We start from the raw sequence: 14,579 nt of genomic DNA, 5'->3' as shown, positions 1-14,579 counted from the left end.
GCGGAACATCGGCGTGGCCAACATGACCGCCACCGCCACCCAGGCCAAGGTCGGAGCCAGCAGGAGCATGGAGTCGGCAAGCGGGAGCCCGCCGTTCCAGGCATTGACGACCCGCCTTGACACCAGGATCCCGCCACCGCCGGCACCTTCGCGTCGGTATGAGCCCCTTAGCTGTCACCGTCAGCGCAGCGGGGTGTGCTGAGGTTCAGCGGGTCGCCAGCGCGTCAGATGGGCGTGTGAAAGGTGCCGTCAGTGGCGAGCTCAAGCAGCAGACGACGAGCGGTGGCAATGCTCGCGTCGTTCTCTTCCCCGTATACGGCGGCAACGACGACGCCCTCGGCGGCTCGGCGCACGATCTGGATGCGCTCGAGGCTCAACCCATCGACGGCGAACTGCTCGCTCCACCACGCACTGTGTTCTTCCGTGACCGCCGCAACGCCGGGAATCGCGTGCAGACCACCCCAGATCGCCGCTGACGTGAAGTCGTGCGCGGCTCCGGCAACCGAACTTCCCGCGCAGAGCGCGCGAACGTAGGCCCGGAGCATCTTGCCGGGGTAGTTCTCTGACAGGTCGAGGTGGCTGAGGACCGCCTGCCTGAAACGTTCCTGAACGTCTTGCACCACGGCGATCACAAGCTGGTCCCGACTACCGAAGTGGTGAATCAAGCCGCTCTTCGACACTCCGGCGACCGAGGCAACCTGATCCAGCGTGACGGCGGCACCTTTCGCCAGGATCACCTGAGTGGCCGCATCGAGCACGGCCCGCCGCGTGCGCTCGGTGTTCCGCGTCCGTCGTCCCTCAGCCACACCAGACCACCCGCCGCACATCGACGTCATTACTGACCGACTGTTCTACAGTACGGCACAATCGTACGGCCCCAAAATGGCGGGGGACCGCCTGATCAGGGCACGAGTTCGCGCTCGTGTTCTGCGGCGAGATCCTTGTTCGCCGCCGCACCTTGAAGCGTGACAAGGGCCCAGATCGCGGTGAGGACCATGATCCCGGCGCCGGCCATGCCGGTGACGATGATCGCTTCGGTGAAGGCGGACTCGGCGACCTCGAGGATGGACGCCCCGCCATCGCCACCGACCTCGGCCGCTACCAGCAGGGCCTCCGCCATCGTCGAAGACGCCCGTTCGGCAATCGACCCGGGCAGATCGAGCGCATCGGTTCCGGCGGTGACCACCCTGGTGTACCACGCGACGAGTAACCCGCCCAGTACGGCCGTGCCCAGCGTGGTGCCGACCTCGTAGGCGGTCTCCGAGGTGGCGGCGGCCTGTCCTGCACGTTCGGGCTTGACGGAACTCATGATGATGTCGTTGCTCAACGCAAGTCCCATGCCCGCGCCCAGCGAGACCAACACGAGGGACGCGGCGATCAAGGCGGGGCTCGATGTCGGGGACAGGAAGTTGGTCAACCCGAAGCCCATTGCGGCGATCAGGAGTCCGGCGGTGATGACGTAGGCGGGGAGGAGACGCTTGACCACCACTGCCGCGACGAATGCGGCGGTAGCGGCGAAGAACGCCTGGGGAATGAGCCAGATGGACGCCTGGAGCGGGTTGAGGCTGAGGACCAGCTGGAGGTACTGGATGAGTGCCACCAGCGCGCCGACCATCGCGAAGATCGACAGCAGATCCGCGATGACGGCGCCCCGGAAGTAGCGCACCGTGAACAGCCTGACGTCCATGAGCGGAGCGGGGAGCGTGAGTTGCCGGCGGACGAACAGGGCGATTGCGGTCAAGCCGACGACGAGAGCAGCGATCCCGAGAGCGATGTCCTTGCCGCCGGTGAGGGTCTTGATGGCGTAGACCACGCCGATCATGCCCACGAAAGAGAGCACGACACTGAGGATGTCGATCTTGTGCAGCTCGGGGTTGCGACTCTCTGGCAGTAGCAACGGGCCGAGGATGAGCAGAAGCAGCATGACGGGGATGTTCATCAAGAACGCGGCCTGCCAGCTGAATGTCTCAATCACCCAGCCGCCGACAATCGGCCCGACCGCCGCGCCGACCGAAGCCATCGCCGCCCACGCGGCCATCGCGTAGCGGCGCTGCTGACGGTCGAGGAACATGTTGCGCACCAGCGACAGCGTCGAGGGCATCATGATCGCACCGCCCACGCCCAGGAACGCACGGGCGGCGATCAGCATCCACGGCGAGGTGGCCAACGCACCGGTCACGGACGCGGTCGCGAAGACGACCGCGCCGATGAGCAGGTTGCGGCGCCGACCGAAGCGATCACCCACGGTGCTCATCGCCACGAGCAGGCCGGCGAGCACGAGCGAGTAGATGTCGATCATCCACAACTGCTCGACCCCTGTGGGGCTCAACTCGGCGGAGATCGCGGGCAGACCCAGGATCAGGACTGTTCCATCGATCGTGATCAACAGCAGGGGCAGGACCAGTACGGCAAGACCGATCCAGCTCCTGGCGGCGGCCTTGGGGACTACGTCATTCATGAAAGTTCCTGATCAGGAGGTCGGGTGGGCTGCCGCCCAGATTACAGTCCAGTTGGTCGGTTCGACAACATGCCTATACGGTTATGCAGCCTGATCGTTCGACTAGCTGGAGGGGTGGCGCCCCGACGCGTCCCATTACTTGGCCGCGGTCCACGCTGGGGCCACCCGACGCCGATCACCTCGGCACCCCGGGCTGCCGGCCGTTGTCGTGTTGTCAGGCTCGCAGCAGTGACGGCGCCTTGGCGTCGGTGGAAGCCCCGTAGTCCTTAACTGGGAGGGTGGCTGGCCCGACCGGATCGCGGGCGACCGGCTGCTGACGCAGCCACATGGGCGTGATTCGCAGCTTTGCCGCCGGGCCGAGCGCTCAACCCCGAGCCCTCGGCCACCGACTAGCTTTACCCCAAGTGCAGTACCGACGGACTCGGGCGAAAGTGAAACTGGCGAACCATATCGGCCGGCGCGCGGAGCGCGACACGGTCAAGCAACTACTTGCGCAGGCACAGGCCGGACGCAGCGGAGCGCTGGTGGTGCGCGGGGAAGCGGGCATCGGACGCACCTTGTCGCACCATCGAAGCCCACCTACGCAACATCTTCCGCAAACTCGACATCACCTCCCGCCGACAGCTCAAAGACCTGCCGCTGCCCTGACTTTCTTCCTCGTCGATCTGCTGGCGGGTCGACGGTGGACCGTGCCGGCCTGCCCGCCCAAGGCAACTGCCGCGGGAACCTCATTTCGGACGCACCCGTTTGAGAACCGTCGTAGCCCTGACAGCTTCGCCGGTCGTCACCGTGCCGCGAGGTGGATGGTCGCTGCCTGAGGCGCGCCACGACCAACGACGGCGTCGACGGACGCGCTGGCCACCCTGCCGCGGTGGAGATCCAGCTCTGGCCGCCGGGGTTCGCTTCGGTAATAATCACCTAGTTTTAATTTCCCGTTACGGTGCCGACGGATTCAGGTGAGAGTGAACTGGTGACCCTTCTGGGCCGGCGTGCAGAACGCGTCGCCGTCGAACACCTTCTCGCTCAGGCACAGACCGGACGCAGCGGGGCACTGGTGGTGCGCGGGGAGGCGGGCATCGGAAAGACCGCGATCCTGGAGCACGCCCGCGAGGCCGCGGCTGCATCGGGGTTCCGGGTCGAGCACTCGGTCGGAGCGGAGTCCGAGACCCAGTTCGCGTTCGCCGGCTTGCACCAGCTGTGCGCGCCGCTGCTGGCCCACGCGGATGCGCTGCCCGAGCCGCAGCAGGCTGCCCTCGGCGTAGCGTTCGGCTTACGCGCCGGACCTGCATCGGACCGGTTCCTGGTCGGGCTGGCCACCCTCAACCTGCTCGCCGAGGTCGCCGAGAACGGGCCGCTGTTGTGCCTCGTCGACGACGCCCAATGGCTGGACGAGGCCTCCGCGCAAGTCCTGGCGTTCGTGGCACGCCGGGTCGCCGCCGAGCGGATCGCCCTACTCTTCGCGCTGCGTGACGCTGGCGATGGCCCCGTCGACGCGTTCGCCGGACTGCCGACGATGCGCCTGGACGGGCTCAGCGACACCGATGCCGAGGCGCTGCTGGCGACCGCGGTCCGCACCCCGCTAGACGACGAGGTCCGTGACCGCATCGTCGCCGAGACGCGCGGCAACCCGCTGGCGCTGCTGGAACTGCCCCGCAGCGCGCCGCCGACGCACCTGGCCGGCGGGTTCGAACTGCCCGACACCCTCAGCGTCCCACACCGCATCGAGGACGAATTCCGGCGCCGCTCCAGCAACCTGCCCCCCGACACCCAACTACTCCTGCTGGTCGCCGCCGCCGAGCCAACCGGCGACGTGGCCCTGCTGTGGCACGCCACCGCCCAACTCGGCATCGCCCGCGAGGCGGCCGCACCCGCAGAAGCCGCCGGACTACTCGAGATCGAACTCCGAGTGCGGTTCTGTCATCCGTTGGCGCGTTCGGCGGTCTACCGGGCCGCCACGCCACCTGACCACCGCCGCGCCCACGGCGCGCTGGCCGCCGCCACCGACCCGCAAACCGACCCGGACCGGCGCGCCTGGCACCGCGCACAATCGGTCTTGGGCACCGACGAGGACGCTGCTGCCGAACTTAAGCAATCAGCCGACCGGGCCCGCGCCCGCGGCGGACTGGCCGCCGCAGCCGCGTTCCTCCAACGGGCCACCGAGCTGACTCCTCAGCCCGCCGTCCGCGCGAGCCGGGCACTCAAAGCCGCGTACGTCACGCACGAGGCCGGCGCGTCCGAACGCGCGCTGGAACTGCTCCTGGCGGCGCCGATCGGGTCGCTGGGTCCCCTGCAACGCGCGCGGCTCGACCTGCTGCGAGCCCAGATCGCGTTCCACCTGACCCGTGGCACCGAGGTGCCGGGCATGCTGATGGATGCCGCCAAGGCACTCGCCCCGTTGGACGCCGCGCTGTCCCGCGAGACCTATCTACAGGCCCTGGATGCGGCCATCATCAACGGTGGGGGCGACGCGGTGCGGATCGCCGAAGCGGCCCTGGCCGCCCCCGCACCTGAGGTGTCGCCGCGACCGGTGGACCTGCTCCTTGACGGGCTGGCGACGACCCTGACAAGGGGATATTCGGCAGGAGCGCCCGGGCTGCGGCTCGCGCTGGCAGCGTTCCGCGACGGCCCGCAGGGGGAATCTGGGCACTCCAGCCAGAGCGACCGTTGGCTGTGGCTGGCTGGCCGCAACGCTTTGGCGGTCCTCGACGACGAACTGCTCTACGTGTTGGCCACCCGCAACGTCCACCTCGCTCGTGAAGCCGGCGCGCTGGCCGCGCTCCCCGCCGCACTGAACTTCCTGTCTATCACGTCGGTCCTGCTGGGCGATCTCATCCGGGCAAGCGAGTTGGCCGCCGAGGCCACAGGGCTCACAGAGGCGACCGGGGGCGTGCCGTTGCGCCATGCTCACGTCATTCTCCACGCCTGGCGTGGAGACCAGGCCGAGACCACCGCGCTCAACGCCATCATTGCCCAAGAGGACATCTACCCCGACGGGGGTACGGATGTCGCCCTGGCTCAGTACGCGGTGGCAGTACTGCACAACGGGTTGGGCAACTATTCGGTTGCGCGGGAAGCGGCGGAGAGAGCGTGCGGGTCCGCCGAACTGTCGATCAGCAGCGCGGGCCTGCCCGAGCTCATCGAGGCTTCCGTCCGGGCCGGCGAGCCGGAACGAGCGGCGCTCGCGCTGGAGCAGTTCAGCTCACGCGCGGATGCGTGCGGCACCTCATGGGCGCTCGGCCTGGCCGCCCGCTCACGAGCGCTGACCAGCACGGGGCCTGATAGCGAGAAGCACTACCGCGAGGCGATCGAACGGCTCGGTAAGTCCCGGATGGCCAGCGACACGGCTCGTGCTCACCTCGTCTACGGCGAGTGGCTGCGCCGCGAAGGCCGCCGCCAGGAGGCGCGCAAGAGCCTCCGCACCGCCCACCAACTGCTGTCGGGCATGGGTGTGGAAGCGTTCGCCGAGCGAGCCGCCCGCGAGCTGCGCGCCACCGGTGAGCACCCGCGCAAACGCACCACCCAGCCGGCCCACGCCCTCACCAGCCACGAGCTGCACATCGCGCGATTGGTCGCCACCGGGGCAACCTCCCGGGAGATCGGCGCACAGTTGTTCCTGAGCCCGCGCACGATCGAAGCCCACCTGCGCAGCATCTTCCGTAAGCTCGGCATCACCTCCCGCCGGCAGCTCAAGGAACTGCCGCTGCGCTGACCGGCCGGGCACATCACAGCCAGAAGCCCGGGCAGCCATGCCTCGGTGCTCGATCTAACGGCCGCATTCGGCTGTTTTGACAGCGTCGGCCGGGCTCATACAACGTGCCAGCACGGTGCGATCGGTCGGGATCTCCGTAGCTTCCACCGACGCGAACCGTCGCCACGGGTGCGATCCTGGTGGCTCGACGATGACCGCCGGCGGTTCGGTTCGCACGGCCTCGTCCCGAGGATTACCTGGAACTATTCGACAACCTTGTCGCACAACCGATTTGGCCACTGAGTCGCCCTCAGGCCAGACCAGGAGAGGACGACCATGCCTACCATCAGCCACACGATCGACATTGCCGCGCCCGCGGATCGCGTGTGGGCGATCCTCACCGACACTGCTGCATACCCGGAATGGAACCCATTCATCACGAAGCTTGACGGCAGCCTGACCCGGGGATCTCGGCTGGCGGTGACCATCGCTATCCCCGGGGCCAAGCCGCGCCGCTTCACTCCCACCGTCACCGTCGTCGAGCCCGAGCGGCGGCTCGCGTGGCTCGGCCGTTTGCTCGTCCCGGGCATCTTCGACGGCGCGCACTCCTTCGACATCGAACCGCTCACTCCCGAATCGACCCGGTTCACCCAGTCCGAACGCTTCTCCGGGTTGCTCGTGATGATGCTGGGCGGCATGTTGCGCTCGACCGAGTCGGGCTTCGCGGCAATGAACACGGCCCTCGCCGCTCGGGCAGAGGCATGACGGCCGTATCCACGTTCTGAGCTGACACCGGCACCCGCGGCATCCTCGGCCTGCGGGCCGGCGACGGCGGCGAGGGTGCGAAGTTCTGGTTCCAGGTGTGCACCGAGCTCAAGAGCCGCGGTGCCGAGGACGTGTTGATGCCGCCAGCACTGGGACGCGATCGCCAAGCGTTCGACGCCGATATCCGCACGGTCGTCTGCTCAACCAACGCCATCGGAAGCGTGAACGCCCGGATCCACCGGCCTTCGACCACGCCTTCGAAGGACGCCTCACCGCAAGCGCTGTGCCAGAAGGGCACACGCGTCGTCGCGGGCGGCGCCGAAGTCGAGTCGGTCGAGGATTGCTGCCGGGTGCGCGTCGAGGCCGACGAGCTGATCGGCAAGCAGCTCGATGCCATGGTCAAAGTTTCCCCGCTTGATCATGCCGTCGGTGTAAAGCAGGAGTGAGTCACCGGACAGCAGTTGGCGGGCCTCCTGCGCGTACTGCGGTGCCGAGAACGCCCCCAGCAGCGGCCCCGCGGGACTGGGGAGGGGGACCACCCGCCGGCGGTCGGCCAGCAGCAACGGCGGATGGCCGGCACCGGCCCAGACGATCTGGCCCGTGCTAGGCCGGAACGTCGCGACGACAGCGGTCGCGGTAGTGGCGTTGCCGGCGCCGATCAGCAGTGTGTTGAGGTGAGACAGGATCATCGCCGGTGGGTGGCCCTCGACGGCGTACGCCGCCATTGCATACCGCAATCCGATCATGGCCTCGACGGCCCGCAGCCCGTGACCGACGACGTCGCCGACAGCCATGACCAGATCTCCGTTGGCCAGTGGAAGAACCAGGTACCAGTCTCCACCGATCCGCAGTACGGGGTCCGCTGCGCGGCATCGCACGGCGACCCGCAGTCCAGCGAGGTCACCGACGACGCTGCTTGCGGGCTGGATGGCGTGTTGCAGCACATGGCTGATGTGCCGCTCGCGGGCCAACTGACGCCGGTAGGAGAGCAGGGTACGGCTACCGCCCGACAGGACCGTGCTCGTGGCGGGCTCCGTTCCCATTGCTCGTCTCCTTGTCTCAGCTTGTCCGCGCCGAGCCTTCGACCGAGGTCGGGGTCGGTGGTTCGGTGGGAAGGAACGGGTGCCGGATCCGCCCCTCTTCCACCTACGGAGTGTCAGATCATCGGGTTACCGGTGACGGTCGCTTCGGGAGAGGTAAAGTCCTGAATGACATCCCAGTGTTCGACGATACGGCCATTTTCGAGCCGGAAGATGTCAACGATGACGACCGGGTTCGGTGCCCAGCCATGGACGATGCTGTGGGTGAATACGAGGTCGCCCTGTGCGGCGATCCGCTTCGGCTCCCAGGAGAAGCCCTCCAGACCCGGCACGACGGCGCGTAGCGTGTCCAGACCGTTGGCCATCTGCGGACTGTGCTGGACGTAAGGCTCAGACCAGTACCGGTCGAGCGCCGTGATGTCCTTCTCGGCGAAGAGTTCTCGCATGGCGGTCAGTACGATTTCGGTATTGCGTTGAGCCTGGTCAGTCGCCGTGTTCGCGGCCATGGTCATGCCTCCTCGATAGTCCCGACAAAGTTGTAGAGAGTGCCGCCGACAGTCACGTTGGAATACAGCGTCGCGTTGGCGAAATCCTCGACGTGGGTGACGGTGGCACCGCTGGCCTCCGTCCACGAATTCAAGTAGACGCCGTCGCGGATCTTCCTCAGGTCCAGCTTCACGGTCTCCGCGTGACCGTCGGGCGCAAGCCCACCACCGTTCTCGACGACGAAGCTGCCCTGTGTCTGCGAATCAAAGGTGAACCGGACCTTCAGTTCACCCAGGTTGAACCGGTAGCTTCTGCCGATCACAAGCTCAGTCATGACGTCCTTCCCTCTGCACCTGGTCTGGGTGCGCTCTGCGCGTACCTTGCACTTCAGTCGCTGACTCTGCTGCGGGACTGGTACACCAGGTCCTGGTACTCGGGGTGCCGGGCGATCCACCCCGCGAAGAACGGGCAGGTGGGCAGGACCAGCAGGTTCGCCGCGCGGGCCTCGTCGAGGCCGGCGCGGGCCAGGGCCGCCCCCACTCCCCTGCCCTCGTACTCCGGCGAGACCTCGGTGTGTACGAACGCGATGAGTTCCGCGGTGCGGATGTACTGCGCGATGCCCGCGACCTTGGACTCTCCCTCGACCCGAGCTTCGTACTGTTTTGCTTCGGGGACATCCTTCACATGCACTGCCATGTGTCCTCCATCAGATTTCATCTCCGATACGGGTTGGTCAGCCCCCGTTTGTTCTGGCCAACTGACCAACGCCTATTCCACGCTGAGCGTCATCTCCTGCCGAGTTGGCCAGGATCGACTTCGAGGGAGATCTGCGGCTCAGCTAGACCGCCGGGGTGTGGTGCCAGCGGAACGGGTTGTCCTCCAAGGCGGGGCGGTCCCAGTTCCCGAGGTCCGCGGCGGCCTCGTAGGTGGTGCGAAGGAACTCGGCGACCGCGCGGTCGGGGTCCGGTGCGGCGCGGGCAACCTCGTAGGGCAGCAGGAACTGTTGGAACTCGGTGCTGAAGTACGCGCCGTCGGGGCCGATCTGCTGCTCGGCGAACCCGTCCGGTGCGGGGTAGGCGTAGGAGTAGAAGGCGCCTTCCGCACCGCCGCCGGGCCAGAACCCGCAGCTGGACAGCTCCCGGGAGTAGCCCTCGACCATGACCCAGTCCCCGCAGTTGGGCACTCCGCCGGGATGGGGTGGGGCCGACCGGCCGGAGAAGCGGGTGCAGGCCAGATCCATCCCGCCCCAGAAGAAGTGCACCGGGCTGACCTTGCCCACGAAGTGTGACCGGAACTCGCCGACCACCCGGTTCGCCTGCAACAACTGTCGCCAGAACAGGCCGGCGGCCTCACCGTCGTAGGAGGCGTGGTGGTGGTCCTCGGCGAACGGGATCGCCGGATCGACCTCATTGGGATGCGGCCGGATCGGCGCCTCGATCCCGAGTTCGTCGAGCATGGCCATGACCCGCGAGTAGAACTCGGCGACCGGCATCGGCCGCAACGGAAGGCTCCGCGTGTCGCCGCTGCTGCTGCGAACGTCGAGCCGGTGACCGATGAAGTCGAACTCGATCTCGAAGGCTCCCGTGCCGTACGGGATCGCGGACGTGGTCAACCCGCGCGGGCTCACGTACAGGGTCACCTGCCACCAGTGGTTGAGCAGCGGGGCATGGGCCATGCGGATCTTGCCCACGATCTGGGTCCACATGTGCAGGGTGTCGCGGGTGTCGGTCCAGTCCGAGACCCGCAGGCTCGGCCAGCTCGTCGTTGCCGGGCTTGTCATCGCTACTCACATCCTTGGCGCTGTCACCGAGAGGTGACGGTCGTCGGGTCAGCGGTATTCGGGGTTGGCGGCGTACGGATGGGCTCCGGCGTCCCAGGCAGTGCGCTGGTTGCCGTAGGCCGGGAACCCTCCGGCACGACGGATCATCGACGCGAGGTGGAGCAGGTTGTAGGTCATGAACGCGGTGTTGCGGTTGGTGAAGTCGTTCTCCGGCCCGCCGGAACCCTCGTCGAGGTAGGACGGCCCGGGGCCGACCTCACCGAGCCAGCCCGCGTCGGCCTGCGGCGGTACGGTGAAGCCGATGTGCTGCAAGCTGTAAAGGATGCTCATCGCACAGTGCTTCAGGCCGTCCTCGTTGCCGGTGAGCAGACAGCCACCGACCCGCCCGTAGTAGGCGTACTGGCCCTGCTCGTTGAGCACGCCCGAGTAGCCGTAGAGCCGCTCGATCACCCGACGGGTCACCGAACTGTTGTCACCCAGCCAGATCGGCCCCGCGATGACCAGAATGTCGGCCGCCAACACCCGGGTCAGCAACGCAGGCCACTCGTCGCTGTCCCACCCGTGCTCGGTCATATCGGGCCGGACACCGGTGGCGATGTCGTGATCGACGGCGCGAATCTGGTCCACACTGACCCCGTTCGCCTCCATGATCGCCACACTGCGGTCGACCACCCCCTGAGTGTGGCTACGGCCGGGGGAACGGTTGAGGGTGCAGTTGATGTACATCGCGCGCAACCCGGCGAAGTCGGGCTTCTCGATCACCATCGCGGTCATGGGGTCCTTCCTGGTGGTAAGTGATCAGTGACATCGATGACCGGTCACGAGCACCGAGCGCTGCCGGATACAGCCATCGACAACGGCCCCCTCCTCAGGTTCTCGCGGAGGCTGTCAGCGGGGCCTCGCGTACCAGCGGCCCGGCCGACTGCGGTGAGGGTTCGCAGCTCGGCGGCCTCGACATTCGCGCCGAATGCAGCAGTCCCGGGCTCGAGGCGGGTGCCGGCCGCGAGGGAGCCGATCGCCACGGCGTCGAATCCGAACGCGTTGATGAGTTGTGACACCACACCGACGTCCTCGGCAGAGTCGCCAGCGACCGCGATCGCCTTACGCCCGGCCTGCCCTGCGGGACGAGCCTCGTCCTCGAGGTCGTGATAGCCCATGTGGTTCAGGCTTTTGACGACACGAGCGCCCGGCAGGAACCGCTGCACGGCATCGCTCGAAGACACGCCGGGCTCGACGATCGTGTCACGGGGACCGTCGATCTCCCACCAGTGGTTCATCGCATCCACGACGAGTCTGCCCCGCAGCTCGTCTGCCGGGAGGTTGCGGTGCTTGCTGAGTGGGAGCGCGAGGATCACCACGTCCGCGGTTGCCGCGACCTCGGTCGGCCACCCGGCGGTGGCACCGGGGGTCAGCACCTCGATGGTCAACGCGATCCTGGCAGGATCTCCGGAGCCGGAGATCAGGACGCGATAGCCTGCGGCGACAGCCAGGCGGGCCAGGACCGTGCCAACCTTCCCGGCGCCCAGGATGCCGATGGTGGTGACCTGCGAGATCACCGGGTCACCCGCGCGGGGTCCGCGGACTGCTCGGCCAGCAGCTCGCGTACCCGCGGGATGACCTTCGTGCCGTACAGCTCGACCGACCGCATCCGCGCGGCGGCGGAGACCGTCCCGGCGGCGGAGTAGATCATGTCGAAACGGCCCACATCCAGCACCTGGATCGCGCGGGCGATCCTCGCCGCGACGGTCTCGACCGAGCCGACGTAGAGCGAGCCGTGCGCCACGTCGGCATCGAACTCCCGCTGCTGGAGCGGCGGCCAACCGCGCAACGCGCCAATCCGATCGCGGATCTCCCGGTAGCCGGGGTAGAACAATTCCCTGGCCTGTTCGTCGGTCGGGGCGACGAAGCCGGGCGAGTGCACCCCAACCGGCGCAGCGGTCGTGCCGAGCTGCTGGTGCGCCCGCCGGTACAGATCCACGTACGGAGCGAAGCGATCAGGTGCGCCACCGATGATGGCGAGCATGAGCCGGAACCCGTAGCGCGCGGCGCGAAGCACCGACTGCGGCGTGCCACCCACTCCCACCCAGGTGTTCAGACGTCCCGAGTCCGTCTTCGGGTAGACGTCCGCGTCCCGTAGGGCGGCGCGCGTGGTGCCCTCCCAGGTCACCGGTTTCTCGTCCAGGAGTCGGTGGAACAGATCGATCTTCTCCTCGAACAGCACCTCGTAGTCCTTCAGGTCGTACCCGAACAACGGGAACGACTCGGTGAACGATCCTCGCCCGAGGATCACCTCGGCACGACCGTTGGAGAGCGCATCGACAGTGGCGAAGCGCTGGAACACCCGCACCGGATCATCCGAGGACAGCACCGTCACTCCCGACGCGAGCCGGATGCGCTTCGTGACGGTCGCGATGCCGGCGAGCACCGTCTCCGGACTGGAGATCGCGTACTCCGGCCGGTGGTGCTCGCCCAATGCGACCACGTCGATGCCGACCTGGTCGGCCAGCACAGCCTCGGCCACTGCCGCGCGGATCGCCTGCGCGTGCGACACGATCTCCCCCCGGTCATCCCGGGGACGGTCTCCGAAACTGTCGATACCGAACTCGATCCGCGATGCATCCATCGTGGGCAACTCCTTAACTGTCTCGGCCAACTCCGACATCTAGTGGAGACGTGGAGCGTTCCGGCGGTGCAGTTGGTCGAGGGTGTCGGCGCGCTGCTGGGCGGCGGCATCGTCGAGCCTGCGGGTCGCGGGGCCGCAGCGGGTGTCTTTCGGCATCGTGCCGTCGACCAGGTACGCCGTGGTCACGTTCAGCGCGCACGCGTTGTCGCCGTACACGTAGACGCCGTGGCCGCTGCCGTCGACGCTGACCAGCCGGGAGCGCTTGGCGAACTTCTCCCGAAGCAGCTCGCCACCTCGGTGCGGCGTGCCCGGGTCGCGCAGGTTCTGCACGAGCAGCACGTTGCGCGGCCCCTTGTCGTTGATCCGCACCGGCGGCTCGGACGGCTCGTACGCCCAGTACGCGCAGGGGGTGATGTTCGCGCTGGCCGCGCCGTACATCGGGTATCGCTTGCGGTCGGTGGCGACCGCGCTCCGGTAGGTGTTGACGTCCTCGGGCCAGTTGACGTCGTTGCAGGTCACGGCGAGGAACGCCGACAAGAAGTTGTCCCAGGGCAGCACCTCCGGCGGCGTCTCGACCGGATCGCCCGGCCCGCTCACCGCCGCGTCATCGGCGTGCAGCAGCTCCTGGAAGTACCGTGCCAGCGCCGGATAGTTGACCTTCCCGTAGAGCGACGCGAAGGTGGTGAACCGGAAAACCGCCCCGGTGACGACACCCACCGGCACCTCGTCCAGCCGTTCGGCGAGCCGGAAGTAGGTCTTGCGTACCTGTGCCGGGGTACGGCCCAGGCCGTAGGCGCCATGCCGGGCCGCCGCCCACGCCGCGAAATCCGGGAACGTCTGCTCCACACCCAGGGCGTACCGGCGCTGCGCGGCATAGTCGAGGTGGGTGTCGCCGAGGTTGCTGTCGAGCACGACCCGATCGGTGGTATCCGGGAACATCGACACGTACGCGGCACCCAACGCCGTCCCGTACGACCAACCGACGAAGCTGGCCTTCGCCTCGCCGAGCGCGGCCCGAATCGTGTCCAGGTCACGGGCCGTGTTCGCAGTCGTGATATGCCGCAGTCGCCCCTCGGTGTCGTTGGCCGCACACCATTCAGCCGCCGCCTGCACGGTCCTCGCCCGCTCGATGACCGCCGCGTCGTCGACCGCGTACGGCGGAACGTTGCTGAAATAGTCCAGCTCGCCGGTGAAGCCGCAGCTCACCGGGGCCGAATGCCCGACCCCGCGGGGATCCAGGCCGATCAGGTCGTAGCTGTCCGACACGCTGCTCGGCAAACCCAACCCGACCAGGTCCGCCGGCATCGTCAGTCCCGAGGCACCCGGCCCTCCTGGATTGGTCAGGAGAATGCCACGACGCTGCGCCGGCTTCGCACTGGCGATGCGCGACACCAGAATGTCGATCTTGGCACCGTCGGGATCGCGGTAGTCCAACGGCACCGGCACCGTCGCGCACTGCAACAGGGGTGAGACAGCCGCGACCTCCCCGGGACACACGCCCCACTCCACCCGCGCTGCCGGACCACGGGCCTGCGCCGGTGCCGCCGCCAGCGACGCGGCAATCCCGGTGACGACGATGACGGCCACGCTTCGACGCAACTTCATGCCCCGCACCTCGACTGCTGACGGTCGTCTGCTGGCACTACCGCAACGGACATCGCGAATCCTTTCGTCTCGGCTCAAGACTTCCGTCATGGGCGGCACCTTCGCGTCGGTATAAACGCCTTAGCTCTCACCTC

At 67.6% G+C, this 14,579-nt stretch carries 13 protein-coding genes and 1 pseudogene; 3 read left to right on the top strand and 11 right to left on the bottom strand.

All coding sequences use genetic code 11. The features are described 5' to 3' along the window. Window positions 1-224: 224 nt before the first annotated feature. Window positions 225-758 (bottom strand): TetR/AcrR family transcriptional regulator, encoded by a 534-nt coding sequence (locus tag C1I93_RS01140; RefSeq protein ID WP_181444953.1) that lies wholly within the window; start codon window positions 756-758, stop codon window positions 225-227. A gap of 143 nt (window positions 759-901) precedes the next feature. After that, on the bottom strand, window positions 902-2,458 hold the full coding sequence (locus C1I93_RS01135) for an MFS transporter (RefSeq protein WP_111241291.1): 1,557 nt from the start codon (window positions 2,456-2,458) through the stop codon (window positions 902-904). 970 nt (window positions 2,459-3,428) lie between these two features. Between C1I93_RS01135 and C1I93_RS01125 the strand changes: the two genes are divergently transcribed. From C1I93_RS01125 to C1I93_RS33165, 3 genes and pseudogenes are all read left to right on the top strand, one after another. After that, a complete protein-coding gene (locus tag C1I93_RS01125) occupies window positions 3,429-6,167 on the top strand; it encodes an ATP-binding protein (protein WP_223256383.1) in 2,739 nt (912 codons plus the stop codon). Between the two features lie 315 nt (window positions 6,168-6,482). Then, window positions 6,483-6,911, top strand: a complete 429-nt coding sequence (locus C1I93_RS01120) for an SRPBCC domain-containing protein (protein WP_111241290.1) — start codon at window positions 6,483-6,485, stop codon at window positions 6,909-6,911. 29 nt (window positions 6,912-6,940) lie between these two features. Next, a pseudogene (locus C1I93_RS33165) lies at window positions 6,941-7,051 on the top strand (transposase); the annotation flags it as partial. Between the two features lie 129 nt (window positions 7,052-7,180). On the opposite strand, the gene C1I93_RS01110 reads toward C1I93_RS33165, so the two are convergent. The 9 genes from C1I93_RS01110 to C1I93_RS01070 form a co-directional block, all read right to left on the bottom strand. Continuing rightward, the gene (locus C1I93_RS01110) at window positions 7,181-7,954 is read right to left on the bottom strand and encodes a PP2C family protein-serine/threonine phosphatase (protein ID WP_111241289.1); all 774 of its coding nucleotides are present in this window, start codon (window positions 7,952-7,954) and stop codon (window positions 7,181-7,183) included. A gap of 113 nt (window positions 7,955-8,067) precedes the next feature. Continuing rightward, on the bottom strand, window positions 8,068-8,463 hold the full coding sequence (locus C1I93_RS01105) for a nuclear transport factor 2 family protein (protein ID WP_212808375.1): 396 nt from the start codon (window positions 8,461-8,463) through the stop codon (window positions 8,068-8,070). Continuing rightward, entirely contained in the window at window positions 8,460-8,771 is a 312-nt protein-coding gene (locus C1I93_RS01100) for a MoaF-related domain-containing protein (RefSeq protein ID WP_111241287.1), read from the bottom strand. The genes C1I93_RS01105 and C1I93_RS01100 overlap by 4 nt, the downstream gene beginning before the upstream one ends. Window positions 8,772-8,824: 53 nt before the next feature. Next, window positions 8,825-9,133 carry a GNAT family N-acetyltransferase gene (locus C1I93_RS01095; protein WP_111241286.1) on the bottom strand — a complete coding sequence of 103 codons (309 nt, stop codon included), beginning with the start codon at window positions 9,131-9,133 and terminating at the stop codon, window positions 8,825-8,827. A gap of 142 nt (window positions 9,134-9,275) precedes the next feature. After that, window positions 9,276-10,217 (bottom strand): DUF5996 family protein, encoded by a 942-nt coding sequence (locus C1I93_RS01090; RefSeq protein ID WP_111241285.1) that lies wholly within the window; start codon window positions 10,215-10,217, stop codon window positions 9,276-9,278. A gap of 48 nt (window positions 10,218-10,265) precedes the next feature. Then, window positions 10,266-10,991 (bottom strand): flavodoxin family protein, encoded by a 726-nt coding sequence (locus C1I93_RS01085; RefSeq protein ID WP_111241284.1) that lies wholly within the window; start codon window positions 10,989-10,991, stop codon window positions 10,266-10,268. 44 nt (window positions 10,992-11,035) lie between these two features. Next, window positions 11,036-11,773, bottom strand: coding sequence for an NADPH-dependent F420 reductase (locus tag C1I93_RS01080; protein WP_111241283.1), 738 nt, complete (start codon window positions 11,771-11,773; stop codon window positions 11,036-11,038). Next, on the bottom strand, window positions 11,770-12,840 hold the full coding sequence (locus tag C1I93_RS01075) for an LLM class flavin-dependent oxidoreductase (protein WP_111241282.1): 1,071 nt from the start codon (window positions 12,838-12,840) through the stop codon (window positions 11,770-11,772). Before C1I93_RS01075 ends, C1I93_RS01080 begins: the two co-directional genes overlap by 4 nt. Before the next feature lie 39 nt (window positions 12,841-12,879). Then, window positions 12,880-14,445 (bottom strand): alpha/beta hydrolase, encoded by a 1,566-nt coding sequence (locus C1I93_RS01070; protein WP_181444952.1) that lies wholly within the window; start codon window positions 14,443-14,445, stop codon window positions 12,880-12,882. Window positions 14,446-14,579 lie beyond the last annotated feature (134 nt).

This window comes from Micromonospora endophytica (genome assembly GCF_003236305.1).
GTDB classification, from domain to species: Bacteria; Actinomycetota; Actinomycetes; order Mycobacteriales; family Micromonosporaceae; genus Micromonospora; species Micromonospora endophytica.
Note: the sequence above shows the minus strand (reverse complement) of the source record. Positions and strands in the feature narration are given on the sequence as shown.